This window comes from Borreliella mayonii (assembly GCF_001945665.1).
GTDB lineage: Bacteria > Spirochaetota > Spirochaetia > Borreliales > Borreliaceae > Borreliella > Borreliella mayonii.
The window spans coordinates 1-25,748 of record NZ_CP015795.1 but is presented as its reverse complement, the minus strand read 5'-3'; the positions used below and the strand labels follow the sequence as shown (position 1 = coordinate 25,748).

Below are 25,748 nucleotides of genomic sequence, written 5' to 3'. Positions count from 1 at the left end.
AAATATTCTGCTTACTTTTGCTCGCATTGTTAAAAGATAGACATTGTAAAATGATATTAAAAAGAAAATTAATACTTTATCCAATCCCAATAAATATTAAAAAGGTAGAGAGCTGTTTCTCTACCTTTTAATATTGAAATACAGAAAATCCAATTAACTTAAACTAAACATAAAAAAATAAAATTTGCTTGCCTTCTATTCCCCGTTGAGCAATAAAAGCTGTCGCTAAAAGGGATGCTCTTATTGCTTTTATTAAGGCCCTATCTGCTTGAAATGTAGATTTAATAACTAAAAGTAGCTCACAGAGAAATTCTCTTTTCTTTGAATTTTTAATACTACTAATCTCTTCTTCAGCTGATTTTATTCCTTCTTCATCTTCATTTAAAAAATCAATCTCTTTTAGCCCTATTAATTCAATTTCACTTACTGTATGAGAATCAAAATTGACTATTGTCCAATAAAATACTTTTAAAATCTTGTCAACAATGCTAAATGTTACAGGAATATCAAGATCAGGAATTTTATCAAATTCTAAGAGTAGATAATTGTTTAGCTTTTTAGCTAGATTAATCGTAGAAATAAGTCTTGATTTTGATTTTTGGACCCTTAAATGAGCATCATGCAAATTCTTTGTCTTTAAAATTTCATCTAAATTAGTCTCTACTTCTAAAGCAGAATTAATAACCCGGATTGATAATTCTTTGGCAAATTCAACATTATTAAATTTAAAATCTTGAAAATTGATCTTTGCGTTGTTGCTATTATCACTCATACCCTAATAAAGATATAATCTTAAAAGTCCTTAAAAGTCGTTTAAAAAGTATAAAGACAAGTTCTCACTAGAACCTGTCTTTATAAAAAGCATATCTCAAATATTTAAACATTTGCACAATTTTCTAAATTTTTCAATTCGTTGTTACTCTCGCTTTGGGTAAACACTCTTTTAATTACTTTAAAAATCTCTTCATTACATTTCTCAGGTTTTTTAACACTCTCATCATTTCCATTTTTGTACTCATCAACACCAAATGCATCAGCTACCTTTTGAAAGAATAAACTTAAAGCCCCGCCTTTGCTATTTTTGATTTTGTAACAAACATATTCTTTAAAGCCTAAAGATTGCTGCTCGGTAGGTCTTTGCTTTTTGCTTGCATCTACTGCTTTAGATAAAATGCTAGAAATATTGTCAAAAAAGCTTACAAACTCTTTTTGCTTATTAACATCCTTAGAAAGCCAATCAAAAAATTCTTTATAAGATTTCTCGTACACAGCTTTTAAATTGTCTTCTCTACCATTAGAATCCATTGCATCTTTTAAAAAGACCTTTAAAGTCTCTAACTTTTCAGCTTCCTTGGGAGTTAAAGAAATCTCTTTGACAAACGAATCTTTAACTACATCGCTAACAACAATAGGAATGCCATCCCCATAATCAATTTCTGTAAGCGACTTAACATCGCAAAACTGTTTACAAGAAAACACCGCTAATAACATTAATAAAATATTTATCCTTTGCATCAAAACCTCCGCTAAAATAAGTCGTAATTATAGTTCATTTTCTAGATTTTTCAAGATATATAAAAAATCAATCTCTTTAATTTTTTATTCTTTAATAATAAAAAGGAAATTAAAACTTAAATTTTTATTTACTTTAAAGGTCCCAACACCTAAATAAAGATTTAAATTTTATTTGGAAAAAACAAAGAGAGATATATATTTTTCTATTGTTATAAATCAACAATTCATTGAAAACTTCTTTAAAACTACAAATAGAGCCTTAAGGCTCTATTTGTAGTTTTAAAGCTAATAATGTGTCTCTTTTTTCGTCTTTTCCCTTTAAATAAAGAATATTCTTTGCTAAATCTCAAGCTTTAATTGAAAGCTTTAATTGCATTAAAAATAAGCTAAAACCTTTTAATTTCACAAATAAACAAAAAACAACAGGCTTATTGGAGTATTTACCAACAGTATAAAATGTATTTTAAAAAAATATATTGCAATATAATTTGCTATAAAATACTAAAATGCCATGAGGAGATGGAAAAATGAATAACAAAATAAAAAATAAGAGATTAATTTTAATATTAATTATTGCTGTTGTAATCTCGTGCACGACTTCTAAAGCAAAAGATGATATTGTCTTTGGCGTTGGAATTGGAAACGAACCAACATCGCTTGACCCACAATTTTGTAGCGATAGATTGGGCAATTTAATTATAAACGAACTATTTATCGGGCTTTTAAGGGGTGATCCTAAAACAGGTGGATACAGGCCAGGACTTGCAAAAAATTGGGACATTTCTTATGACAATACTTGCTATACGTTCTATTTAAGAGACGACATTTATTGGAGTGATGGCGTTAAAATAACAGCAAGCACTATTAGAGACTCTTACATAATGGCCTTAGAAAATGAGCTTAATGTGCCAAATATTAACCTATTAATATCAAAGATAAAAAATGCAAAAGAATTTTACGAAACAAAATTAAATGCAGATGAAGTTGGAGTAAAGGTGATTAATGAGCAAACTCTAGAAATAACTCTCTCTAGCCCAACAATATATTTTCTTGATATGCTTACACACCCAATATTTATGCCTATTCCTACTCACGTTGTTAAAAAGTTTGGAAATAAATGGACAAACTCGGAAAACATGGTTACAAGCGGACCTTTTAAGTTAAAAAGAAGAATCTTAAACGAAGAAATATCTCTTGAAAAGAATAAAAAATTTTATGATGCTAAAAACGTTGATATTAATGAGCTTATATTTGTTACCATAAATGACGCTCGCAGAATTTACAGCATGTATGAGCACAATGAAATTGATGCTATTTTTAATAATATCCCCTTAAACCTTATTAATGAGCTTATCTTAAGAGAAGATTTTTATTCATCTGACATTAACCAAATTGGGTTTTTCTCATTAAACACAAATGTCAAACCTCTTGACAATGCAAAAGTAAGAGAAGCATTATCTCTTGCAGTTGATAGAGAAACATTGGTTTACAGAGTGCTTGATAACAACTTTAAAGCAACAAGAAAAATAAGTCCAAACATTAACAACTATAATTACGGGAAAAGGCTAAAGCCATACAACCCACGAAAAGCAGAAAAACTTTTAGCTGAAGCTGGATATCCGGATGGGAAAAATTTTCCAACTCTTACAATAAAATACAATAAAGATGATCTTGAAAAAGAAGTTGCTAATTTTATTCAAAGCCAATGGAAAAAAGTTTTAAATATTGATGTAGCAATTGAACCTGAAACATGGGCTAACCACATATCAAATATTTTAAAAGGCCAATATGAGATCTCAGTAAGGTCCTGGCAAGGAGATTATTTAGATCCCATGGCATTCTTTAATTTATTTGAAACTAAAAGTTCACATTTTGTATCTTACGGATATTCAAATCCTGAACTTGACGAGCTGATAAGCAAATCTGATCTTGAAGTGGATGAAAAACTCAGATTAGAAATATTAAAAAAAATAGAAGAAATAATTATTGAAAATGATTATCCAATAATTCCAATATACAGTGTTGCGGGAAACTATCTTTTTAAAAATGATAAATGGACAGGATGGAATACAAACAATTCAGAAAGATTTGCCATATCAGAAATAAAACCTTTAGAAGAATAAATGCTTTTTTATAAATAGAGTCAAAAATTAATGACTCTATTTATAAAAAACTTATTTTTGTATTAGTGCTAAAGAGCTCTCTTTTAAATAAACCAAATCCTTTAAAACCTTATTAAAGTCAATACTGTTACTAAGAATGTAATTACATATTTCTCTCAGTTTTTCATCTATATCTGAATATTTTTGATTTAAAAGTTTCAATTCTGGCTGTGGATCAAGAATAGCAGAATTGCTTCCACTTAACATGCTAAGCTTGCTTAAACTATTGCTACTTTTTTCCATCAACCCGTGTTGTACTTTTAAAATCTCTAAAATTTTATTTAAAAGATTAATTTTTTGTTCACTAGATTCGCTAAAAAAATTGCTAACTTTAATCTCGCTATAATTAGATATTCTAGAACTTATTTTATCAGTTAAACTTTTAAATTTTCTTTGAATTTTTAAAATAGCATTTTCTCTTTCAGATAAAGAAAGCTTAGAAAAATTTAAATCATATTTATTAAAATTGCTTTTTTCCATATTAGAAAAATCATTTAAATAATAAGAATTTACTATTATTGCAAATATATATACATAAATATATCTCTTCATGTATATTCTCCTAATTAAAATTTAATTTATTTCAAAAGCAAAAAATTATTTCAAATAACTAAAAACCACACATCTTTTACATAAATCCACCAATCAATTTAAATACATTGCTTAATATTAAAAGTATTTTAAAATATTTAATAAGTTTAATTCTTTCTAGTCAATTTAACTTTTTCTGTTTCTGCGATATCGCTCTCTAGCTCTTAATTTAAGTTTTTCTCTGTTTTTCTGATAATATTCTTTGTTATAATTCGAGACTTTTTGCTTATTTTTGGACAATAAGCTTTTATTGCCCAATTTATTAAAAGAACTGCAACTTAAAAGACACATTAAAAAAAAAAGAAACCCAGCCATTCTCATATTTCTCTCTCCTTGAAATACATTTGAATAGATTTAATAAATAAATTTTAAAAATACCTTGCGCTAACAGATTTAGCAAACTTAATAAAATAAAATCTAATCAAAATTGATGCAAAATAAATTCTCTTTTTAAAAAGCAAATTGCTCAAAATATTTTAAATTCTAGCTATTTTTTTTAAAGTCACCATTAAGTCTGTGTAAAAGCATTACAATTAAAAAAAATTAAGACTTGATAACAAGCATAAAAAAATCTGCTTTTCGTGGCAACTCCTTAAAATAAAAAATAATAAAAAGTAAATTATAAATCATATCAATAATATTTCCCAAAAAATTAAGCTTTAAAAAAATTTTTTTCAAAACTTTTAAAAGATTAAATATTGGTCTTCTATTTTTTACAAATTATTGTATTTTTAAAATAATATTTTAATTGTTTTAAAATTTATTTAATATTGCTTTAGCCTAGATTTAAGGTAAAAAGAAATTTTTAGCAAAATCAGAACAAAAACTTTTTAAATAATTATTAATCACAACAAACTTAAATTTATAAATAAAAATATAGATCAAATTATAAATATTTAAACTTGCCTAAATGAAATAATTTTTCTTTATAATTTAGCTTCAAAAGAAGATAAGCATTTGCAAGAGAATCAAGTGCATCATCTTTTGTTTTGCCGTCTCCTTTGTAGCTGTAAATATCAGATACTACATTTTTACTTATTATTTTTAAAAATTCTATTTTGCGGCTTTCAAACAAAGGAATAAGAGCACATATTCTTTTAAATTTATTGCTTAAGGGTTTTATTGGGGCAACTTTAAAATAATTAATACTCTTGTTTCTTAGGAAAAGAATTGCTTTAGTTAAAATTCCATCCCCTTTGATACTATCTCTCTCCTCAATGTAAACAGTATTTACATTAAAATTTTCTATTAAAACTTGAATAGAACCAAGCATTAAACTATCGCTTACTGGTTTTTAATCTTGATAAATATATGCATAAAATTTCTCAAAAGTGCGCTCTAAAACACAAACAGCCGTATTGTCTCCGCCGCCTACTGAGAATGCAGGATCAATGTACATTATTGGGCTTTTAAATTCATAATCTTGATTGAAAATCATTTCATTAAATAGTGTAGATTCATTTAAAATCCACTCTCCGTAAAGCACACGAGCCTTATAAGCAGGAAAATGTTTATAAAGTTTCTCTTGAGTTTGAATAAAATCTGCTGAATTTAAAGGGTTGTCGTACGTTGTAAAATTATATGTTTTAAAAACATCTATATTTTCAATATAGTCTGTTTTAAAATAGTGAGCTGGGCTTTCCGGGTTTGTATCAAAAATAATAATCTCTTTACCCTTTCTAAGCCTTTTAATTACCTCAAGCAAAGTTTCTCTGTGAATTACTGTTGCTTCATTTACATAAATTATTGCACTATTACCCCCACGAATCCTAGAAAAAGAATCTCTGTTTCCCCCCCCCCCATAAATACTAAGCTTAAGACCTGCTATTTTACAAAAAGACTGACCACTTTTCTTTTTCTGATAATCAATTCCTAACAAACCACAAATTTTCTCTATTTGCTTTATGGTATTTGTCATTAACAAGCCAATAGAATTGCCTATAATAAAATTATTAGTATCTTACTCATAAAAAGATTTTTTTTCAATCAGCTTTTTAATAAGCAGATATGAGGCTAAAAACGTCTTTCCACTTGCAATCCCGCCACTAAATATTACTTTTGAATAATTGTGACTTTCTATATCAAAAAGCACTTCTTTTTGCTTAGCAGTCAAGTATTTATTTTCAAAATCTTTAAAACAAATGTTGGTTGATTTTGGCTTAATATAATCCAAAATGTTAATATTAAACTTATTTTTAAACTTTTTCTGAAGATTGAGAAATGTTAAGGATCTTGAAAATTTCAAATTTTACTCCAATTTTAAATTCTTACCACTTAAAACAGATTTAAGCTTAACAAGAGCATCAAAATCCTCTCTCATGCAAATAGTAATAAGCTTTTTTCAGCCTCTTCTCTCTCTTTTTTAATCTTATCGGCAAGCTCTGCCTCAAGGCTTTCCTGGCCTTTAAGACCCCTTTTTTTATTGGCGCTAATCTCGCTTTGAAGTTTACTAATTTTTAAATCCAAGATTAATGCATATTTTTTTATTGGCGCTAAACTGAGATTTTTATATCTGTGATAAGAATCAATAAAAGAACAAACTGTCTCGTAAAATAACCTTTCAGTCTCATTTTTAGCATTTTCCAACTCACAAGCCTTTTTTGTAGCAATTAGTACCAAGTTGTTAAAATTATCCTCATTAAAAGATGTTTTAGAGATGCTTTCTGCTGCTGAGTCGCTAGCGCTAGAAAAACAGTTCTTTTTACAAAAAGAATCGCCTGATTTAAAATATTTGTTTCGGGTTTTTGCTACAAAAGATTCACTAACACCTAAAATTTGAGCAATGTCTAAATCTTTTAAACCTTTTTTAAATAAAAAAAAATATTCTTCTTTTCTATTTTTAAATATCATTATCTTATTTTAATTAAGCTCATCTTATTTTAATTAAGCTCTTTTAAAAACTCAAGAAAAATTAATGTTTTTTATTGTGAATAATTTAATTAACGAGATATCTTTTTTAAAGATAATAAAATTAATAAAAATAAATAGCAAAAGGGAAAAGAACTGTTTAAAATATATTTTATTGCCAGCAGGAATATTATCCTGTAATATGGATATAAGGTATTACTCAAGAGTGAGAAATAAAAATCAAAGGAATAGTTGTTAACGAGTAAAATGAAGGATTAAAACGCTTAATAGAACTGCTGGAAACAATACAACTAATGAAAATTTACTAGATATAATAATTAAAGGGAAAAACGGTCTCTGGAGCAAACAAAACGGGACAATTTTTAAAGGCCTAAAAGACGTTATTATACCTTGTAAGCCTGATAATCCTACTCCTGCTCCTTAATTAAAAGGGTGTCAAAATAGTCAAAATACTCAAAAGAGAAGCCAAAAAATTGCGGGAGCATGGCTTCTCTTTCATTTTTAAGATCTAAATTCTTTTAGATCTTTGATTTAATTTACAAAATAACCAATTTGTAATATTTTGACAAACTGGAAATAAATCTCAAAATTATAAACTAGCTTACACAAGTTAACTTATAGTTCCAAACAATGTTACTACTATATTTGCATAAAACAAATTTATGCCTCTTAACAAAAATAAAATTTAAACTTACAGGGCTTTAAAATAAAAGTTTTGCAATTCGGTACAAATTTAAAAATTATATTAACTTTTTATATCAACTTTATTGACTAATTTTTATTTTATTTTATTTTCAATAAAGTGGGCTAAAATTTAGGATTAAATTTAATTAAATTTAATATAAAAGGAGGTAACAAGGTGAAAAAATTAAATTTAACAGCCACGACTTTGTTTTGTGCTCTATTTATAGCATGTAATATTGAATTAATAAAAAAAACAAAGCTGGCACTTGAATCATCCTCGAAGGATTTAAAAAACAAAATTTTAAAAATAAAAAAAGAAGCCACCGAAAAAGGTGTGCGCTTTGCAGCTTTTACAGACAGTAAAACCGGCTCTAAAGTGACAAATGGAGGACCTGCCTTAAGAGAAGCAAAAGTACAAGCCATTGGCGAAACAGGAAAATTCCTTAAGACAATAGAAAAAGAAGCTTTAAAACTTAAAGAGACTGGAAACAGTGATCAATTCTTGGGTATGTCTGATTTAATGCTTGAAGTTGCAGAATCACTAGAAGAGGTTGGAATAACAGGCATAAAAACCCGTGTTTTGGAAGACACCAAAAGTAACCCTATAAACACAGCTGAAAGATTGCTTGAGGTTAAAGTTCAAATAGAAAACCAACTTGAAGCAATTAAGGTAAAACAAAATATTGAAAATAAGGAGAAAAAAAATAATAAAAGCAAAAAAAAGAAATAAAAATATTGTCATTAGAATGGACTAAAAATAAAATTTTTAGCTCGTCCTAATATTTATAATTTAATAATATTAATTGATTTATTGCTTTTATTAAAATTCAAAAAGAGGATAACATTATGACTAAATATAATAAAACTAATAAAACCTTTAAAAATTTACTTAAACTCACTTTACTTGTTAACCTGCTTATATCATGCGGATTATCAGGAGAAACAAAAATTAGATTAGAAACATCAGCTAAAGATATTGTAGATAAAATAGATGAAATTAAAAAAGAGGCTGCCGCAAAAGGTGTAAATTTTGACGCGTTCACAAGCAGTGCAACAGGTGGTAAGGTAGCGGGATCAGGGGATTTCGGGGATTTCATAAAACAAGCAAAACTACGCGCTATTGCCGTAGCAGAAAAATTCATAACAGCAATAGAAGAGGAGGCTGCTAAACTTAAAGAAACTGGATATAGTGGTGAATTCTCAGCAATGTATGACTTAATGTTTGAAGTCTCAGAACCATTAGAAAGAATTGGGATACAAGACATGAAAACAAAAATCTCAGAGGAGGCCGAAAAAAATCCTCCAACTACAGCTGAAGGAATACTTGAGATTGCAAAAAAAATGAGAGAAAAATTGCAAAGGGTTAAAGCAAAGCAAAAAAAGGATAATAAAACCAAATAAACACTATTTTTACACTTAACTTAAAACAATAGACCAAACAACCGCCTGTGTTGGGCTGTTTGGTCTTACAATTTAAATGTTAGTTTTGAAATACAGACAACAAATATTAAGCTCTTTAACCAGCATTCAAAAACTAAAAGAAGTTAAAGCAATTAACCCAAAAGGTTTAAAATTTAAAAATGCTATGAAAACACTAAAAGTTATAAAATGACATCAATATTTTCAAATAAAATAATTAAATATTCTTTTTGATATTATTTGTAATTTCTTTCCTTTAGACTTTAAATCAAGGCTATCGTAAAGTACCTTATTATTATCCATTACAAGAAAATGAACAAAGGCTCGATCTTTTAGCTTAATCTCTGTTATTTCAAACTCTCTGCCAGCTTTAGGCAAATAAAACGGACTCTCATGTCTAACCTTAGAAAATATTTTATAACAACCAAGAATTTTGCATGGATTTAAAATATAACAATCATTTCTAATGTAACCCAATTCCAAAAACCGCTGATAATTTAAATTAATGTCTTTTGCCGTAAAATCAAGACCTGTTAAAACAAATATCCAATAGTGCAAAGATAAAAAATAACACCCGGACTTTTGAATGTCTTTAAAAAGTTCTGAATTGCTTTGTAATATTTTTCCAATAAACATTAATTAAACATTCCTGACCAATTTTTATTTAAACTTTAGAATCTAAAAGCTTAATAAGATAAACATTCGGGTTTAAGAATCTTTAATATTATTAGAAACAAGCCACTCAAACCCATTGTTTTTAATGGCAAGGGTTTCAATTAAAAATTTGTATTATTCTTTCCTTTTGATCTTATTAAGCCTTTTCATCTTAACCCTTAATATAAGTTTTTACTAATACTATAGTATAAAAAAATTGATGTTTTGTAAATACTTTTCTAAATTTTTCCAAAATTACTATTAAAAAAAATAAAAACTTTAAATTAAAAGTTAAAGGGTTTATTGGACTTTCTTTTAAAAGAATGCTCAATAAACCCTTTAAGGTAACAGGTCCTTATATTAAGAGCGACACATTGCGTGTCAGTCTGTACCTATAAAGTATACACTAACTTTTCAAGTTTTGCAAATAAATATTTCATTTTCGTTTATTTCTATAAGTTTCAAATTCTTTAATTATTTTTAATAAAAAATTTTTTTCCTCAAAAAAAATTTTTTCCAAAATAAAGCTTGTAAGCTTGGAATTTTTTTTATAAAAAAAATAAGATTCTTCCTTTTTAAGCTGAAATCTTAGTGGTTTTATTGAGTTTTGGTTAGATTTTTTTAAACTTGGGCTCTCTTTTGTTTTAAGAAGACAAATTGTATCATTAATTCCGTTTTTAATCACATACTTTTCTTCGATTACTCCTTCTTCTATTGCTGTTGCAATTTTAAGATACTTATATGTTTGGGTTCTAGCAAGTCTATAGTCTTTTGCAAAATCATCAAAACTAGAATAGTTATCAAGCTTATAATATTCTTTATCTTTGATTTCCTTTAAAACCTTCATTGCTTCTAATTTGCAGTAAATTTCTTTTTGAAAATTAATATTTAATTTTTCTTTAAGCTTATTATAATGAACAAGAGCCTGTTCTTCTTCTCTAACACTCTCAGATAAATTTCTTTTATTTATCTTTATATACACTTATACTCCTCCTTTACAATTGAGTACACTTAGTGTACGCAACTTGATTTATTTAAAAACGCAGTAAGCGTATTTTGGTACTCTATTATGTAATCCTTCGTCAAATCAAATATGTGATTTTTTGCTATTCTTTTATTTAAATCTTCTCTCTCAGATATTGTGCCTAAAAAATTGTTATTTTTCTTTAAAACTTTCAAAAGTTCTCTATGAGTGTTGTTTTTTTTAAATTTAGTATTAATTAAATACATTGGCAAAGCCAATAATAACTTGTTCATAAAAAAAGTAAACAAATCTAAACTTTCAACAGCCCATTTCTCTGCTGTTATTGGTATTATTATGTAATCGCTACACACAAGAGCATTTGTTAAAGTAAAATCTAAGCTGGGATTTGTATCAAGTATTATATAATCGTAATGATTGCTAAGTAGCTTTAGCTGCTCTTTTAATTTAAATTCTTTATATGGAATAGATTCTGAATTGAATTTATGTAATGTTAAATAGCTTGGAATTAAATCCAAATTTTCGTTAATTGTTATTAACGCATTATCTATATGCAAATTTGATATTAAGACTTCATATATATTTTTATTTATTAAATCTACATTATTGTCTTTAATTTTATTGAAAAAATAGCTTGTTGTTGAAGCTTGAGTATCAATATCTATTAAAAGAACCTTGCATTTGATTGAAAGCAATGTGGCAAAAATTAAACTTGTTGTGCTCTTGCCAACACCACCTTTTATGCTTGCAACTGTTATTACTTTTGTCTCTTTTTTATCCATTCAGGAATAATTCCCCCTTTTGACAATTTTTTGCTATAAAAAGTGTATAGTTCGATTTCTAATTCTAAAATAATATTTAAAAGTGTGTTGTAATAAGGGCTGTTAATCCTATCCTTTTTAAGTAAAATATGAAGACCATTTAAATAACAAAAAACAGAACCTTTTTTAAACTTAAATTCAATATATTCACATTTTCTAAGAGTATAAGTTTCTTTCTTGTTGAAATTCTTTACAATAAACGCTTTATCAAGCTTTTTTATTCCATAATAAATTCCCATAAATTCATCGTCTTCTCTTAAAGAGAATAAATGAAACATACTTATGTCTTCTATGTTAAAGATTCCCCTCAAAGAAATGAAAAATTTTGTAGGTTCATTTTTACTTATTCCAAATGTATAAAAGTCATTAAAGATTTTAGTATGGTATATCTTTCTGCCCTTAACCTCCTCAATCTTAGAAAAGACATTAGCCTTTTTTTCTTTTTTGAACTTTGGTTTATTTTCTGTGTTTAATTTTAATTCTTTTTGCTTTTGCTTTAATCGTTCAAGTAAAGCCGTCATTTTTTTCCTTTTTCCTTAATAGTAAAGCTAAGCTGTACATTTTCTCTCTAGCTCACTATTTCAATCAAATTATTATAGTAGGAATTGTCAAATACCTTGCTATATTTAAGGTCAGGCTCATTCTCAATGAATTTTTTTAAAGTAGGAATTAATTTATCATTATCTACTTTATGCCTTAACTGTTCTAATAATATACTAAAAATGTTGTTTTTTATACTTTTTAACTTTACCATTTTGTTTTGGATTTTGGGAATTTCTTTTTTTGCTCTTTTGACTAACTCATATAAATCTGGATATTTTTTGTATTCTATTATGAAATGTGGTTTTATTTTATAAATTTCGTATGTTTTTCTGAAAAATTTTTCAAGATCTTCTTTTTTATATTGTTTATTTTCTAACTCTTTTATTTTTGATTCAAGTATTTTTTTTAAAATTTCTTTTTTGCTTTTATATTTTTTTTCTGTTTCTTTTATTTTATCTATTATCTTTTTGTATCCACTGTTTTTGAAAAATTTACACAGATACCCTGGATTGTTTGCGTTTTCTTTTATTGCGTCTGATATGTGTTTTTCAATGTTTTTAGGATCTATTTCTTTAAGATCATTTTCAATGTGCTTTAGGTTTCTTAAATGATAGATTTTAATTCTGGTTGTAGTTTTTAAGTTCATTATTATAGATGGAATTTCTGTTTTGAAATTACATTTACTTAAATATTTTTTTAGTATTTCGACATTTGTTGTTTTTTTAGAATTTTTTTGTATATTTCTATATTCTTTATATTTATATATATTATTAGTATTATTAATACACTCCCATTTAACACTACTATTTATTTGATTAAATTTTTCTATTCTTTGCGTAAATTCGTTGATTTTATTGATTACTTTTTCTTTAAAGTATGTGTTAATTATTAAATAGCACTTTTCTTTTTCATATTTAAGCTTATAATAAGTTTCACTTCCAGAATTTTTTCCTAAATGTTTACAGTAGTTTAGTGTGACTTTGAATTTTTTCTCTAGTGTGTATAAATAGTTTTGCAGTGTTTTGAGTTTTATGGGGTTTTGTTTATTTCTTTCAAGGTTTTTATTTAGAAAATAAAGTATGTTTTTTTGCGTATATTTTTTTAAATTTAAGTTGATAAAGTTAAGAGTAGAGATTAATACAATCAAGTTGTGTTGGAAGTTCTTTGCCCTTTTTGTAGTGCTTGGTGATTTTTGTTTTAATGTTTTCAATTTTATACTCCTAATATAAGTAGTTTCTTTAATTATAACTTAATTAATAGTACAGTTTCTTAAAAAAGTAAAGTATTTTTATATAAAAAATATAAAAAAAGTGTATTTAATACATATTTGTTAAATGTACTTTACAAAAGTAAATTTTTGTAATAAAATATAATAAATAATAAACTTATATTAGGAGTAAATTATTTTTACGCGTTATTTTTTATTTAAGATAGTGAGCTATTAGAGATGGGTTTAATTTTATTAAAAATTTAGATTATTCTATTTATTCTTCATTCAAGAGTTAGGCTTGAGTGAAGGAATTAGCCCTATTGATTTTCTTAATTTTGGCCATGCATTCAGTTTATTAAAGCTTTTTATTTTAATTTTAAAGACTTAAAGGTTAAAGACTTAAAATGGATATTGACTTGCTTATTGTTATGTTTTCTCTTTTAAAAAGAGAAGAAGCCTCCTAAGAGACTTCTTCTAGAAGTAACAAATTGAAAAACATATAAATTCAATTTTTAGGTTGTAATAAACCCTTCCTACACTAGCTGATGCTTTGTAGGGGGAGGTTACTTATTATTATTTTAAAGCACCTTTAAGTTCTGAAAGATCTTTAATTTCCTTTGGTGATCCTTCAAGGGAAGTGCCAGCTGTGTCATAGTTTTGTACTGTAATTGTACCGTCTGTTAAGAACACCAAGTCTTTGGTTTTTTTGCTATCAGCACTAATTGTTAAAGTGCTAGTACTGTCTTCCCATTTACCTGTTTTTTTATTAGAACCAGATGCAGTGTCATTTAAAAAGATTTTTACTTTTTCATCTTTTTCAATTTCTCTTTTTAGAGTAACAGTACCTTCTTTAATTTCCACTGTTGTTTTTCCGCCTACAAGATTTCCTTCAAGCTTAATGCCATTTTTTAGAGTTTCTACTGCTTTTGTAGCATTGTCAGCATTTGTCATTTGTGAGTATTCAAGTGTAGTTCCGTTTGATCTTGTTAATTTTTTTGAGTCTAATTTATTAGCTTTGAGGGTTTCCTCTGTTATTGACCCCTGTTTTTTAGTAACTTTACTTGAAATTTTTTGGTTGCTAGCGTCATATGTCTCTAAGGTTACTGTGTTTAGATCGTCAGAAACCATTAACTTTATTTTACTCTTGTCAGGTTTTACACCTTCAAGGTTTCCAGAACCATTGTTTTTATCGGAAGTTCCTTTAAGCTCAACCTGATCAATTATTGCTCTTAAATCATATTTACCGGAGCTATTTTTTTCTTTGCTTACGAAAACTTCATTCCCATTAAACAAAGACACTAAGTCTTCTGTCGCTGCAGGAAGGGTTTGTTTATCGTCTTTTTCTGCTTTGCTTGAGTCTATAATTTCTTGATCATTGTTTTTTCCAGAAGTATTTTTTGGCTCAGTGCCTTTTTGTGCACATCCTATTAAAGCTAATACTAAAGTAAAGCCTAGTAAATATAATCTCATAAATTCTCCTTATTTTAAAGCGTTTTTAAGTTCATCAAGTGTTTTAATTTCAACTGCTGATCCTTCCAATTTAATGCCAGCTGTGTCGTATTTTTGTACTGTAATTGTGTTTTCTTTTGTAAACACAAGGTCTTTAGTTTTTTTGCTGTTAGCAGTAATTGTTAAAGTTGAGGTGCCTGAATTCCAAGCTCCAGTTTTTTTAGTAGCAGCAGCACTGTCAGTGTCATTAAGCTCAGCTGTTACTTCTCCAGATTTTGAAATGTTCTTACTTAAAGTAACAGTTCCTTCTTTAACCACCAATGTTGTTTTTTCGGCAGTTAAAGTTCCTTCAAGAGCATAGCCTTTTAAAACTTCTTTAGCTTTTCCGGATCCATCGCTTTTAATTTCTGTGTATTCAAGTCTGGTTTCGTCAGCTCTTGTCATTGTTTTTTCAGCTAATTCGCCTTTTTCATTGAATTTTTCTTCTGTTGATGACTTGTCTTTAGAAGTTACTTTTCTTGATACTAATGTTTTACCATCTTCTTTTAAAACTTCAAGTGTGGTTTTGCTTAGATCGTCAGAAACTGTTAATTTTACTTTACTTTTGTCAGCTTTTACGCCTTCAAGTACTCCAGATCCATTATTTTTATCAGAAGTTCCTTTAAGCTCAAGCTTGTCTACTGTTGCCATTAGGCTGTACTTGCCGTCTTTGTCTTTTTCTTTACTTACAAGAACTTTAATTTCACCAGGTAAATCTACTGAAACACTGTTTTTCTCGTCAAGGCTGCTAACATTTTGCTTACATGCTATTAAGGCTAATATTAGACCTATTCCCAATAAATATTTTTTCATAATATATTCTCCTTTTATATTAATATAACTTAATACAAATATAATTATAGTATAAGATTAATAAATAACAAATAGAAAATTAAAAAAAAAATAAAATGATAATAACTTTTAATTAAGTTTAGTTTTAATTAAGTTTAGTTTTAATTAAGTTTAGTTTTAATTAAGTTTAGTTTTAATGTAGACTTTTATTAAAAAAAGTCCCATAAGTGGGGCTGTAGGAAAAAGAAAAATTAAATGTCTTTTTTTAAGGTGTTAGGGTATATTTTTTGTAAATCTGTATTGCAATTGGTTTTATTTTATCAATGTGATTTTTTAAATTGGCAATGTTTGTTTTGATTGATTTGAGAGTTTGATCTTTTTCTAATTTACTGGTGTCAAAAAGTTTAAACTCAGGATAATTTTTATTATTTACTTTTTGTTTAGTCTTCACAAGAAATGTTTGTAAATACATAATATAGCTTGAAAGATGCGCTTCATATAAGCTTAAAGCCTTTAATATTGAATCTTTTGGGCGCTCTGGTTCTTCTGGAAGGCTTGCTATTGTAGAGCATGAAAAGATTATAAGGGTGTTTAATAAAAACAAAAAAGGGAAATTTTTAATTTGCAATTTTATCTCCTTTATTTTCTTTTAGGTTTTGGGCCTTATTATTAGTAGTGCTTGGATTTTCTGAGAACCCTTTTATTTGTTATTGGAGTGCTTGAGTTTTGATTGTCATTAGTTCATTTCTCTCTTCTCTTAAATGTTCAATAATGCTTGCGTCTCTCTCATCATTAATGCTTGATATAAGTTGAGTAATTTTATTATTAACATTTTCAATTTCATTTAATATTTTTATTGATTCTTCCTTCTCAAGGGTTGTTATTTTGTCTTTGTAGATGCTCATTATTAGGTTGTAAAGGTTAAGTCCTAAATATATTCCCTTTTCCACTTTGATTTCTGTTGGGGAATCACTACTTTTTAGAAAATCATATAAATTATTTAAAGCCTCAATTCCAGATTTGATATTCATTTTGTTTCCTTTTTATTTGTATTTTTTAAAAATTTTTTAATAAGAACATTTAAATTTTCTATAAAAGGCGGTTTTATTGCCAAAATTATTGGTATTATTGCCAGCACAATAAATCCTCCTAATATAATTAGTTTTGTGTTGTCAATTGTTGACAAAAAAATAAGTATTGTATCCATAAATATCTCCTTTTATTTATTTTTATACTTTGTTTAGTATTGGCATTTCTTCTCCCATGCTTAGTTTGCCTGATCCAACGTAGTACCAGCCGTTGTAAATTGGTGTTTTAAGTGTGGGCATGTTTTGAGAAGAAAATGAAGCTATTAGAATTTTTGCAGAGCTTTTTTCAAATTGAAGATAAAATTGTTTATCGTGATCTTCTGTTGAGCTTGAATATCTAATTTCTGCATTTATTTGTAAATAAATGTAATTGTTTTTGTATGATTCGTTTATTACAATTGATGTGCTTCTTTTGTTTTTAAGTACAACAGTTATAGCTTTGTTCTTATATTGAAATTCTATTATTGTAGCATCATCAACTATTGTGTGTAGTTCTCCAAAGCCATGTGGTTTTCCTTGCCACCAGATAGGAACGTCTACAACTTGTGGGATTCCGTTTTGATAGCAGCTTACAAGCTGTTCATTTTTTGTATCAAAAGTTTGTTTGGGTATTGATTTAAAAGAGTTTCGGAATTTATCTGTAAAATCGTTTATTTGTAAATAACCGATTAAATCATTTTTGAGTTTATTTATTTCAGATTTTTCTGCAAGAACCTCTTTTAAACTTTCAATCAAAATTTCAAATTGAATAAGCTCAATATCTTTTGTGTTTGAGTTGTAAATTGAAATTTTGTTTGAAGACGGCTTTGTGTTTGTATGCTTTAAGCTTGAAATAAACGTAGATTTAATTTTTTTAAAAAACAGTGTCAAAATCTATGTTTTCAAGTGGTTCGCTTAGTTCTAAAAGCTTAGAGATTACTTTAATGTAAATGTTTTTTATATATTCTTTATTTTCTAAAAGTTCCTTGCTAATTACGTCTTTTATTGCTTTTTTAAAGCACCCAAATTCACTGTTGTAAAATGTATCGTTTTGTATTTGTTCTAGGAGATGTTTATATGTGATTGCGCAAGTATCTTCTACTAGGAATAAGGTCGCTTCTGATTAACCTTTGTTTTTCTGTTTAAGTCTTTATTTGTACACTCTCTTGTGGTTCGTTGGTATTCATAAATTCTCCTTTTTAAATTTCTTTTAGTTTTAAATTGTTATTTACACGCTAGTAGGCGGTAAATCAAAAAAATGCTCTATTGTGCCAAATTTTTTTGTTCTTGTGCCTTTTATTTCCATTTGTTTTTTGTCTATGATTTTAACTATTCTTCCTATAGGAATTAATATTTTAATAAATTCATATACTGAGTTTTTGTAATCTTTGGCATATAGTTAGAAGTTAGAGCCTTTTTAAATCCAGAGTGCTTTACGGTTATTTTTTTAGTTTGTTTTGATTTTTGCTGCAATATTAAATTCAATCGGCGATTTAATGTTTCCAAGCAATTTTATTATTATTTCACCTGGAGCGTCTTCGTTTGAGCTGACTTCTACATTTGCGTGTAAAAAGGCTTTAAAGAGTACAATAAAACTCTTGTCAGTGCCAATGGATTTGATTGCAAAAATAATAGCGTCTAAAGAATTAACAAGATTTTTATCTAGCTCTTTTTTAAAGTGAAATGCATTAAATATTGAAAGCATCAGTAATGCAATAAATTTAGAGTTAATACTCTTTTTAACATTAATTGTGTTAAAGTTTTCAAGCAGTTCTTTTAGTTCTTTTAATATTTCTTTTTTGTAATCAAGCTCATTGTAAATAAATTTTTCAATTTGGGTATTTTCTAAAAATTTTGGTATTTCTTTATTCATTTTTATTCCCTGTTAATAGTAGTATTTTGTTTGTATCAAAAATAATGATTTCATTCTCACTGGTGTTTTCGTCTTTATTGAATGCAAAATTACTGTCACTAAGTTGTGTGATTTTTTTTATGTCATCACTTTTAATGCAAACTCCGATTCTCATTTCTTTTATTCCCCTGATAATGCTAACTGGTGCAAGAAAGTCTTGATATCTAAGAGATGTTCCCATTTCAATGTATTTTTCGGTTAATATTTTGTTGTAAATGTCTCTAATTTGAGCATCTATTTCTTTCTAGATTGCGTCTTTTGCTTCTGTTTTGTAGACTGCTTTAAGATATGCATATTTTTTTTGCCTAAGCTGAATTTGTATGTTTTTTTTGATTGTGTTTGTTTAAAAACTCAATCTCAACGTCACCTTTAAAAACTGTTCCGCTTGGCGCTGTACAGTATATTGCTTGCCAAATATTTTGTTTAGTTTCAATTTTGATTTGATTTTTTTCTTTGTCTTTAAAGCAATCTTCTTGCAATATTAAGCATAGGTTGATTGTTCCAGGCCCACTTAAAATGTTTATGTGTTTAACCCCTTCAACATTTAGCAAGGCTTTTCTTATTGCTTCATAAGTTGAGCTTTTGGGTGTGCTTAAGTCTTCTTTGAGTGCATTAAAATAGCTTCCATTTTCTTTTATTTTAGAAAAAAGCTCTTTTAAGACTTCTGATATTTGTTTATCAATGCTTGAGCTTGGAAAGTTTATTATGTCATAAATTGAATTGTCTTTAATGTTTATGCCGTATTTTGTTTTCAAAATATGTTTTTTTTCATTTTGAATTTCTTCTATTGTTTTTCCAATATTCCTAAGTTTTTGTCAAAAATTATACTCATATTTTAAAATCCATTTTTAAAGTTTCTTTTCCTAAAAAGAAAAAATTTATTGTTATGTTTTTAATGGTTGGTTTTACCTTAATAAGGTCTATTTTAAGTTCTTTTGAAAGGTTTAAAAAAAATTTTAATAGATTCTAGTTTATTAGCTTTGCAAAGTTTAAAGTAAAAGTTATAGTCAAATCTATAATTTGGATTTTCTTTTAAGCTGCCTTTTGGTGTCTTAAGGTAAAAAAAATAAACGTTCCTTTTGTTCTTCAATGTTTTCTATTAATTTAAGACCATTGTTAAATACTATATTAAATTTTTCATCAATTTTAATTTCCATTTTTAACTACCAAAGTCATTCTAACATATTTTGTTAGATATTACTATAAAGTTTTACAAAATGTTTATTATTTTAAATGTTGAGATATATTATAATTTATATTTTTTTTAAAAAAGTTTATTTAATTTTTAAATTTAAATATTTGCGTAATCGCAGTGCGGGAGACTGTATGAAAAATATTTTATTATTTATTATTTTATTATTCTTTTCTTGTAAAGAATTTAATTATTCTGACATTAGAAGAAAGTCTTCAAAGCTTTTAAATTCTTCTAATAGCGTAGTAGATAAAGAACTTAAAATGTCTTTTGTAGACTCTTTAAATGATGATCAAAAAGAAGCTTTATTTTTTCTTGAGCAGGCAGTTCTTGATAGCAATCCTGATAAGTTTAATCAAATTTTTAATTTAAATGAAGAGAAAATAAAAGAAATGCTTGCTACTGTTGCTAAGTGTTTACAGGCTAAAAGAAAAGCTAAAATAGCTCTTGAGAACTCGAATGATCCAAATGTTGCCAATGCTAAGCAGCAGTTGTTACAGGTTGAAAAAACTTACATAGATAATTTGCGACAATCTTTTATGACTACTAAAAGCATTAAAGATGCTTGTAATTTTGTGAAAAACTATGATGCATCTGCTTCGTTTTAACTTTTTTATTTTAATCAATTATTAGATTAACTCTTATGTTAAGAGTTAATCTATCTATTTATGTTTGTGTTTGTTTTGTTGCAAATGTTTCTAGATTTGAGAGTTTAAATTTTTATGATTTGGGTTGATATTAATAATTTTAATTTAACTATCTAATTTTTAGATTTTTAAATAAATTAGATTATTAATACTTATTTGCTTTAAAGGGTATTATTGGATTAATTTAGGCTTAAGGTTTTATTTAAGTTATTTTAACTGATTTTTTTGTTTTAAAAAACCAGTTATTAAAACAACTTAAAGCCCAATTCCTTTTATAATAAGGAATAAAAGAATGTATACATTTAGTGTATGTAAAGTGAGCTATATTTTTATTTAAACCAATAATTAAATAGAGGAAATTTAATTTATGAATAAAATAGGAATTGCATTTATTATTAGCTTTCTGTTGTTTGTTAATTGTAAGGGCAAATCTTTAGAAGAAGATTTAAAAAGTACCACTTCTAACAATAAGCGAAATTTAATAAGCAATGAAAAAAAATCTTTAGATTCTAGGAACAATAAGCTCAAAGATTCTAATTTAAGTAATTTTAAAGGCAAAAAGAATGGCCAAGCATTAAGAAAATCTAAAGTCATTAAAAAGGATTTGCAAACTTTAAAAAATTCTGAAAATTTAATGCCTAAAGACCTGGATAAGTCGAGCAATGATTTTGACAATTTAGATAATTCTGAGCCTTTGCAAGAGATTTCTTCAAAGCGCAGTATTGGTAAGTCAAGATACGGTAAAGCTTTGCTGAAAAATGCTCATGATGAGATTTTGATTCCTCATTTAAATTTGGAAGAAGACAAAAATTTTGAATTTTTCAAGAAATCTTTGCAAAATGATGAGAATAGATACGCTCTTGGTGGATGGCTTTTAAACAATGATGAAGTATTGGCAAAATATAGTTACAGCGAAAAAGATATAAATCAGTTTTTGATTGATATAGGGAAAAACCGATGGGAAGATTTGTCTTATAAAATGAGTACTTTAGTGCGATTGATTGAAAATTATTCAGACAAAAGTGATAGAGAAGATGAAATTTCTCTTCTAGATATGAATTTGTGTCAACAATTTTATCTAACCAAGATTAATGCTAATGGTTCAAGCGCAGATATTCTTGTTGCTCTTGAAAAAACAATCGATCAACAAATTGGCAGTGTTAGCAAAGAGCTTCTTGAATTAAAAAATTTTTCTCTTACTACAAAGTCAGAGCTTGATTGGTATTTAAATTGGAAGCGAAATTTAACAGACGAAGAAGAAGAGACTTTGCAATTTTGCAGGGTTTTGCTAGGCGGAGAATTAGATTTTGAAAATCTTGATGATTTATTTAAAAGGCTTGGAAAGGAATATTCTAGGTTGATATTGAGAAAGCTAGAAGAAATAACATTAAATTACGATGTTAACGGGTTTTTAAAGGAAATGGATAAATCACGCAAATCTTTTAAACAAGCATTAGGTTCTATTGGAAATAAAAGCAAAAGAGTGTTGATTTTTAAAGTTAGAAATACTCTTTTAGAAATTTTTAAACTTTATTACAACAATATTGGCAAAAATAAAAAACTTTATGATTATATAAATCGCATGTTAAACAGCTTAATAAAAGAGATTAGCAGGCGCTAAGTTTTTGTTTTGATTTTTTTGTTAATTGGTCTACACTTGCTTCTAATAATTTAATTTAAAAATTTTAAATATTAGATAAAAGTTTTAAGGGGGAGCATTTTGAAAATAGTCATTGTATTTGTTGTGGTTTTGATTCTTGGTTGTTATTTAGACGATAATTCAAAAATGAAGAGAGAGGGTAGTAAGCTTGTTGGAGAAGGTGGATCAGATATGCTAGTTCAAGAAAAAAGAGCTTTGGGTGTAATGAATTTTAGAAGATTCTCAGATGATTCTGGTTTAGCGTCTGATTCTAAAAATCATGAGACTTTAAAAGCGTTTGAGAATAAAAATAAATTTATTGATTACAACCAAATAGAGTTTTTAGAGGGAACAAAATTAATAAATATGCTTGTATGGCCGGTTGCTGTTCGTTGGATAAAAATTAAAGCCAGAGATTTGTTTGGCGAGCGCGGAGATTTTATTAAAGAGCTTAAGGGGATTAAGTATTCTTATCTTGTTTCTCCTATTGATGGAGGCTACATTTCTTATGCTATGCCTTTGATAATTTTTGAAACTACTAGTGAGAGTGATCCGCTTTATTCTATTTCTGGATTTAAATTGATAAGCAAAGGAAGTGATATAAATTTTAATGAAAATAAAGGTGGACTTTTTGGAGGACTTCCAATGTCTGAAAAATCAGTTGAATCTGGGCTTGTAACCGCATATCCTTTTGGTTCTAGTGATGCTAAAAAAGTGATTGAAGCTTTTGTTTCTCTTTATAGCAATGGAACTTGGAGCGATATGATTGCTGAGATTATTATTAAGTCTAAGCAATATCCAAAAAATGAAAAAGTTTACAGAATCTCACTTGATTCTCAGCTTTTTAATGTTACTATGAAAAAAATAATTAAAAAATATCCTAAGATAAAAAGCGCAAGTTTTGCGTTTAATTCATTGATTGACTAAAAAGTTTTTTTAAAAGCTAGCAGTTTAAAACCACTAGCTTTTAAAATTAATTATAAATTTAACTTGATTTGGTTTATACGGTATCTTTTAGGGTGTTAAGTGTGGTTTTGGAATCTGCTTGATTGAAAATTCCATCAAATCCACTAGCAAGTATGGTTTTATAAGTATTTAACTCTTCAGGGTCTTTTTCTTTTGCATCTTTATTTTCTTTAATTTTTGCAAGCAGTTCTTTTATTTCATCTTCTTTTAGGTCTGATAGAAATTTTTGTACAGACTCTTCTATTTTGCTTTCATCTCCACCAGTATTTTTAAAATGTAATCCAATATTTGGGTCTATTAGTTTTTCTTTTAATAAATTTGTTAAAAATGTTAGTGTTTCTTTTTCAGTGTTGTTTAAGTTTAATCTACTTATTAATTTTTCTAAAGATGTTGCTTTGCTAAATTCAATTCTATCCTCATCAACTAGATTTGATTTGGATTGAGATTTTTCATCTAGATTGTTATTTAGCTCGGTATAATTATTTTTGTTTTTGCAATTCAACAGAAATGCTAATATTATAAATATAATAATTGTTTTTTTCAAAATAGTCTCCTTAAAAAGTATTTTAATTATTAATAATAATTAGTAATTATAGCATTTTAATATTATGTTTAGAACATTTTAATTAATAATTGTTATTAATAATTGTTAAAAATATTGTATCAATTTGGCATTGAGATGATTTCTTAATTGGGTTGAATATTAATGGATTTTAAGGATTTTTTAAGTATAATTGATAAGCCTACAAATAGAGTATTAGTATTAATACCCTATTTGTAGGCAAATTAATTTTTTTAATATTAGATCTTAAAAATTGTTATCTTACATTTATTTAATAATTTTTTTTGAACGATAATCGAAATCCGTTTATTCCAAGATCAAAATTGGGCTCAAACCCCGCAAGCTCAGCGCTGAGTCTTTTTTTAAGATTTTCATTGTACCTATTTGCAAATGTAAATGGAATAATAAGTGAAACTGTATAGGATGTTAAAAGCATGCTTGCTCCTACCCCTATTAGTATGTATCCGGTTAATTGTTTTTCACTAAGGTTAATAATAATTCCATTTACACAAAGGATTGCTCCTAATAAATTGAATCCAAGCACTGAACCCCCACCAATATAATCTTCTTGGACAAAGGATCCTATTCCAAAAGGCAAAAATAAATTTAAAAGGAATGGCCCAATTGGATTTTTTTTCTCTTTATCATATTTATTGAAACTTTCAATGCTTTTTTCAATTTTATCTTGTTTTTTAATTCCGTCTTGTTTTTCTTTTGTAGCAAAGATTTGCATTGTCAGCCCAAAAATTAATATTAATTTTAAAATTTTTTTCATATTTTTATTATCTCCTAATAGTAAGTTTTGACAAGTAAAATATTAGCGCAATTTATAATAAATTAATATCAGTTTGTTGCAAGCAAACAAAGTTTAGATTGAGTTTGTTTAATGCTGTAGTAATGGATTTTTTAAATCTTTAAAGCTTAAGAATATAAATTAAAAGTCTTCTTTTACTTTTAATTTATATTCTTAAGCTTTAAAAGCAAGTTTTTAAAGGATAAAGAAAGATTCCTAGATGTTTAATGGGGTTTTTTAAAGTCTTTTAAGGTCTTTTTAAAAGCTTATTATTTGCGGATAAGTGATAATGAGGCTATAAAGAATGAAAATGTGGAATGATTGAATTTAATTCTTAATATAGTTTTTAGACTGAAATGTAACTATTTTAATTTAAAACTTTTTTTGAGAATAATACTATCTACTAGTTATCCACACCCTTTGAGATTTTTTTGACCAGGAAGTTAAAATATAAAAGAGTAAACCTCTCTAGTTTAATAAATCTGAAAAGCTTATTAGATATAATTATGCATTAATAAGTAGGGCGGCAAGTGGCTGTTAAGTTATTATAGAAGGGTCTCGTGATTTCAGGTTTAATAGGCTATTGTCTTAAAACTTTGAATTTTATTATAGTTATTTCTTGTTTAGCCTGGATTATTGTTTTTATTATTATTGAACCTAATTTAAAATTGGGTTCAAGTTTTAGCAAAGTGCTATTTATGTTTTATGATTTAAAGGAGTTGATCTTTAATTTCTTTCTTCTAAAAATCCTTTAAGATTATTTATAAATTTAATTGTATTAAGTAAGTTTTTATAATGTTTTTAGACTTTAACTTTCTAATTTGTTTTTATGTTTATATAATTTTTAATTATTAATTTAAATTAATGCTTACAACCAAATTATTTTTTTAAAAGTTCTTTGATAATGTAGTATTTTTTATTTTTATGATTTTTTGTTTCAAGCAAAAGTTTTTAATAGATAATTCACATTAAAAAGCAAGATTGTATTATGATTAGTGAGGACTGTCGTATTTTGCATATCAAGATTGCAAAATAATATTATTATTTCATTTTTTAATAAAAAAGAAATAATTTTAGAATTTTTTAATAAAAAATAGAAGTTTGAGAGCTTTCCAGTAAACTTTTACTAAAAGCTATTTATATAGACTAACTTGTAACTTGCTTTAAGTTTATATATTATATTAATATCGTGTGCATTAGCATTCTTTAATATTTATTAGTATACTAATAAATTATATTAT

28 protein-coding genes and 2 pseudogenes are annotated in these 25,748 nt (G+C 26.8%); 7 read left to right on the top strand and 23 right to left on the bottom strand.

The genetic code is table 11. The annotated features are described in order from the left end of the window. Positions 1-163 precede the first annotated feature (163 nt). Both Bmayo_RS06330 and Bmayo_RS06325 read right to left on the bottom strand, forming a co-directional pair. Positions 164-772 carry a hypothetical protein gene (locus Bmayo_RS06330; protein WP_075552768.1) on the bottom strand — a complete coding sequence of 203 codons (609 nt, stop codon included), beginning with the start codon at positions 770-772 and terminating at the stop codon, positions 164-166. 104 nt (positions 773-876) lie between these two features. Next, entirely contained in the window at positions 877-1,515 is a 639-nt protein-coding gene (locus Bmayo_RS06325; protein ID WP_075552767.1) for a hypothetical protein, read from the bottom strand. 527 nt (positions 1,516-2,042) lie between these two features. Here Bmayo_RS06325 and Bmayo_RS06320 point away from each other — a divergent pair. Next, positions 2,043-3,638, top strand: a complete 1,596-nt coding sequence (locus Bmayo_RS06320) for a peptide ABC transporter substrate-binding protein (RefSeq protein WP_083651426.1) — start codon at positions 2,043-2,045, stop codon at positions 3,636-3,638. 51 nt (positions 3,639-3,689) lie between these two features. Here the strand turns inward: Bmayo_RS06320 and Bmayo_RS06315 are convergent, their stop codons facing one another. The 4 genes and pseudogenes from Bmayo_RS06315 to Bmayo_RS06295 form a co-directional block, all read right to left on the bottom strand. Then, the gene (locus tag Bmayo_RS06315) at positions 3,690-4,229 is read right to left on the bottom strand and encodes a hypothetical protein (RefSeq protein WP_075552766.1); all 540 of its coding nucleotides are present in this window, start codon (positions 4,227-4,229) and stop codon (positions 3,690-3,692) included. Positions 4,230-4,394: 165 nt separating this feature from the next. Beyond that, positions 4,395-4,589, bottom strand: coding sequence for a hypothetical protein (locus Bmayo_RS06310; RefSeq protein WP_075552765.1), 195 nt, complete (start codon positions 4,587-4,589; stop codon positions 4,395-4,397). A gap of 565 nt (positions 4,590-5,154) precedes the next feature. Beyond that, positions 5,155-6,513: pseudogene (locus tag Bmayo_RS06300) on the bottom strand (PBSX family phage terminase large subunit). A 71-nt stretch (positions 6,514-6,584) separates the two neighbouring features. Further along, a complete protein-coding gene (locus Bmayo_RS06295; protein WP_235633221.1) occupies positions 6,585-7,118 on the bottom strand; it encodes a helix-turn-helix domain-containing protein in 534 nt (177 codons plus the stop codon). 877 nt (positions 7,119-7,995) lie between these two features. Between Bmayo_RS06295 and dbpB the strand changes: the two genes are divergently transcribed. The 3 genes from dbpB to Bmayo_RS07480 all read left to right on the top strand — a co-directional run bounded on the left by dbpB (position 7,996) and on the right by Bmayo_RS07480 (position 9,432). Next, the gene (gene dbpB / locus Bmayo_RS06285; RefSeq protein WP_075552763.1) at positions 7,996-8,550 is read left to right on the top strand and encodes a decorin-binding protein DbpB; all 555 of its coding nucleotides are present in this window, start codon (positions 7,996-7,998) and stop codon (positions 8,548-8,550) included. A 116-nt stretch (positions 8,551-8,666) separates the two neighbouring features. Continuing rightward, a complete protein-coding gene (dbpA, locus tag Bmayo_RS06280; protein ID WP_075552762.1) occupies positions 8,667-9,221 on the top strand; it encodes a decorin-binding protein DbpA in 555 nt (184 codons plus the stop codon). Positions 9,222-9,297: 76 nt separating this feature from the next. Next, positions 9,298-9,432 carry a hypothetical protein gene (locus Bmayo_RS07480; RefSeq protein WP_256381240.1) on the top strand — a complete coding sequence of 45 codons (135 nt, stop codon included), beginning with the start codon at positions 9,298-9,300 and terminating at the stop codon, positions 9,430-9,432. 11 nt (positions 9,433-9,443) lie between these two features. On the opposite strand, the gene Bmayo_RS06275 is transcribed toward Bmayo_RS07480, so the two are convergent. From Bmayo_RS06275 to Bmayo_RS07400, 15 genes and pseudogenes are all read right to left on the bottom strand, one after another. Continuing rightward, positions 9,444-9,875 (bottom strand): DUF261 domain-containing protein, encoded by a 432-nt coding sequence (locus tag Bmayo_RS06275; protein ID WP_075552761.1) that lies wholly within the window; start codon positions 9,873-9,875, stop codon positions 9,444-9,446. A gap of 454 nt (positions 9,876-10,329) precedes the next feature. Continuing rightward, positions 10,330-10,875, bottom strand: coding sequence for a chromosome replication/partitioning protein (locus Bmayo_RS06270; RefSeq protein ID WP_075552760.1), 546 nt, complete (start codon positions 10,873-10,875; stop codon positions 10,330-10,332). Positions 10,876-10,904: 29 nt separating this feature from the next. Next, complete coding sequence (locus Bmayo_RS06265) at positions 10,905-11,657, bottom strand: ParA family protein (RefSeq protein WP_075552759.1); 753 nt, start codon at positions 11,655-11,657, stop codon at positions 10,905-10,907. Beyond that, entirely contained in the window at positions 11,633-12,217 is a 585-nt protein-coding gene (locus tag Bmayo_RS06260) for a DUF226 domain-containing protein (protein ID WP_075552758.1), read from the bottom strand. Before Bmayo_RS06260 ends, Bmayo_RS06265 begins: the two co-directional genes overlap by 25 nt. Positions 12,218-12,264: 47 nt before the next feature. Beyond that, positions 12,265-13,449, bottom strand: a complete 1,185-nt coding sequence (locus Bmayo_RS06255) for a plasmid maintenance protein (RefSeq protein ID WP_075552757.1) — start codon at positions 13,447-13,449, stop codon at positions 12,265-12,267. A 573-nt stretch (positions 13,450-14,022) separates the two neighbouring features. Continuing rightward, the gene (gene ospB / locus Bmayo_RS06250) at positions 14,023-14,919 is read right to left on the bottom strand and encodes an outer surface lipoprotein OspB (protein ID WP_075552756.1); all 897 of its coding nucleotides are present in this window, start codon (positions 14,917-14,919) and stop codon (positions 14,023-14,025) included. 9 nt (positions 14,920-14,928) lie between these two features. Beyond that, positions 14,929-15,750: an outer surface lipoprotein OspA gene (ospA, locus tag Bmayo_RS06245; protein WP_075552755.1), complete on the bottom strand. Its 822-nt coding sequence runs from the start codon at positions 15,748-15,750 to the stop codon at positions 14,929-14,931. Between the two features lie 244 nt (positions 15,751-15,994). Further along, positions 15,995-16,357 carry a BBA14 family lipoprotein gene (locus Bmayo_RS06240; protein ID WP_075552754.1) on the bottom strand — a complete coding sequence of 121 codons (363 nt, stop codon included), beginning with the start codon at positions 16,355-16,357 and terminating at the stop codon, positions 15,995-15,997. Positions 16,358-16,436: 79 nt separating this feature from the next. Then, positions 16,437-16,760, bottom strand: a complete 324-nt coding sequence (locus Bmayo_RS06235) for a BlyB family putative holin accessory protein (RefSeq protein ID WP_235633220.1) — start codon at positions 16,758-16,760, stop codon at positions 16,437-16,439. Next, positions 16,757-16,936 (bottom strand): BlyA family holin, encoded by a 180-nt coding sequence (locus tag Bmayo_RS06230; protein ID WP_075552753.1) that lies wholly within the window; start codon positions 16,934-16,936, stop codon positions 16,757-16,759. The genes Bmayo_RS06235 and Bmayo_RS06230 overlap by 4 nt, the downstream gene beginning before the upstream one ends. Before the next feature lie 22 nt (positions 16,937-16,958). Continuing rightward, a complete protein-coding gene (locus Bmayo_RS06225) occupies positions 16,959-17,687 on the bottom strand; it encodes a DUF685 domain-containing protein (RefSeq protein WP_235633219.1) in 729 nt (242 codons plus the stop codon). Beyond that, a complete protein-coding gene (locus Bmayo_RS07375) occupies positions 17,671-17,853 on the bottom strand; it encodes a DUF685 domain-containing protein (protein WP_235633229.1) in 183 nt (60 codons plus the stop codon). Before Bmayo_RS07375 ends, Bmayo_RS06225 begins: the two co-directional genes overlap by 17 nt. Before the next feature lie 171 nt (positions 17,854-18,024). After that, positions 18,025-18,669: pseudogene (locus tag Bmayo_RS06220) on the bottom strand (DUF735 family protein). Continuing rightward, positions 18,662-18,946, bottom strand: a complete 285-nt coding sequence (locus Bmayo_RS07405; protein WP_256381241.1) for a DUF276 domain-containing protein — start codon at positions 18,944-18,946, stop codon at positions 18,662-18,664. Before Bmayo_RS07405 ends, Bmayo_RS06220 begins: the two are co-directional and overlap by 8 nt. A 67-nt stretch (positions 18,947-19,013) precedes the next feature. Then, positions 19,014-19,463: a DUF276 domain-containing protein gene (locus tag Bmayo_RS07400; RefSeq protein ID WP_250637816.1), complete on the bottom strand. Its 450-nt coding sequence runs from the start codon at positions 19,461-19,463 to the stop codon at positions 19,014-19,016. A gap of 571 nt (positions 19,464-20,034) precedes the next feature. Between Bmayo_RS07400 and Bmayo_RS06205 the strand changes: the two genes are divergently transcribed. From Bmayo_RS06205 to Bmayo_RS06195, 3 genes are all read left to right on the top strand, one after another. Beyond that, the gene (locus Bmayo_RS06205) at positions 20,035-20,508 is read left to right on the top strand and encodes a BBA07 family lipoprotein (RefSeq protein WP_075552752.1); all 474 of its coding nucleotides are present in this window, start codon (positions 20,035-20,037) and stop codon (positions 20,506-20,508) included. A 406-nt stretch (positions 20,509-20,914) separates the two neighbouring features. Continuing rightward, complete coding sequence (locus Bmayo_RS06200; RefSeq protein WP_075552751.1) at positions 20,915-22,168, top strand: hypothetical protein; 1,254 nt, start codon at positions 20,915-20,917, stop codon at positions 22,166-22,168. Between the two features lie 99 nt (positions 22,169-22,267). Continuing rightward, entirely contained in the window at positions 22,268-23,113 is an 846-nt protein-coding gene (locus tag Bmayo_RS06195; protein WP_075552750.1) for a S2/P23 family protein, read from the top strand. 73 nt (positions 23,114-23,186) lie between these two features. On the opposite strand, the gene Bmayo_RS06190 is transcribed toward Bmayo_RS06195, so the two are convergent. Next, on the bottom strand, positions 23,187-23,696 hold the full coding sequence (locus Bmayo_RS06190) for a BBA03 family outer surface lipoprotein (protein ID WP_075552749.1): 510 nt from the start codon (positions 23,694-23,696) through the stop codon (positions 23,187-23,189). Between the two features lie 289 nt (positions 23,697-23,985). Further along, positions 23,986-24,489, bottom strand: a complete 504-nt coding sequence (locus Bmayo_RS06185; RefSeq protein ID WP_075552748.1) for a P13 family porin — start codon at positions 24,487-24,489, stop codon at positions 23,986-23,988. Between the last annotated feature and the right edge of the window lie 1,259 nt (positions 24,490-25,748).

Coding starts and splice junctions, on each gene's coding strand:
- Bmayo_RS06330 (WP_075552768.1), bottom strand. CDS start 772: ATGAGTGATAATAGCAACAACGCAAAGATCAATTTTCAAGATTTTAAA.
- Bmayo_RS06325 (WP_075552767.1), bottom strand. CDS start 1,515: ATGCAAAGGATAAATATTTTATTAATGTTATTAGCGGTGTTTTCTTGT.
- Bmayo_RS06320 (WP_083651426.1), top strand. CDS start 2,043: ATGAATAACAAAATAAAAAATAAGAGATTAATTTTAATATTAATTATT.
- Bmayo_RS06315 (WP_075552766.1), bottom strand. CDS start 4,229: ATGAAGAGATATATTTATGTATATATATTTGCAATAATAGTAAATTCT.
- Bmayo_RS06310 (WP_075552765.1), bottom strand. CDS start 4,589: ATGAGAATGGCTGGGTTTCTTTTTTTTTTAATGTGTCTTTTAAGTTGC.
- Bmayo_RS06295 (WP_235633221.1), bottom strand. CDS start 7,118: ATGATATTTAAAAATAGAAAAGAAGAATATTTTTTTTTATTTAAAAAA.
- dbpA (WP_075552762.1), top strand. CDS start 8,667: ATGACTAAATATAATAAAACTAATAAAACCTTTAAAAATTTACTTAAA.
- Bmayo_RS07480 (WP_256381240.1), top strand. CDS start 9,298: ATGTTAGTTTTGAAATACAGACAACAAATATTAAGCTCTTTAACCAGC.
- Bmayo_RS06275 (WP_075552761.1), bottom strand. CDS start 9,875: ATGTTTATTGGAAAAATATTACAAAGCAATTCAGAACTTTTTAAAGAC.
- Bmayo_RS06265 (WP_075552759.1), bottom strand. CDS start 11,657: ATGGATAAAAAAGAGACAAAAGTAATAACAGTTGCAAGCATAAAAGGT.
- Bmayo_RS06260 (WP_075552758.1), bottom strand. CDS start 12,217: ATGACGGCTTTACTTGAACGATTAAAGCAAAAGCAAAAAGAATTAAAA.
- ospB (WP_075552756.1), bottom strand. CDS start 14,919: ATGAGATTATATTTACTAGGCTTTACTTTAGTATTAGCTTTAATAGGA.
- ospA (WP_075552755.1), bottom strand. CDS start 15,750: ATGAAAAAATATTTATTGGGAATAGGTCTAATATTAGCCTTAATAGCA.
- Bmayo_RS06235 (WP_235633220.1), bottom strand. CDS start 16,760: ATGAATATCAAATCTGGAATTGAGGCTTTAAATAATTTATATGATTTT.
- Bmayo_RS06230 (WP_075552753.1), bottom strand. CDS start 16,936: ATGGATACAATACTTATTTTTTTGTCAACAATTGACAACACAAAACTA.
- Bmayo_RS06205 (WP_075552752.1), top strand. CDS start 20,035: ATGAAAAATATTTTATTATTTATTATTTTATTATTCTTTTCTTGTAAA.
- Bmayo_RS06200 (WP_075552751.1), top strand. CDS start 20,915: ATGAATAAAATAGGAATTGCATTTATTATTAGCTTTCTGTTGTTTGTT.
- Bmayo_RS06185 (WP_075552748.1), bottom strand. CDS start 24,489: ATGAAAAAAATTTTAAAATTAATATTAATTTTTGGGCTGACAATGCAA.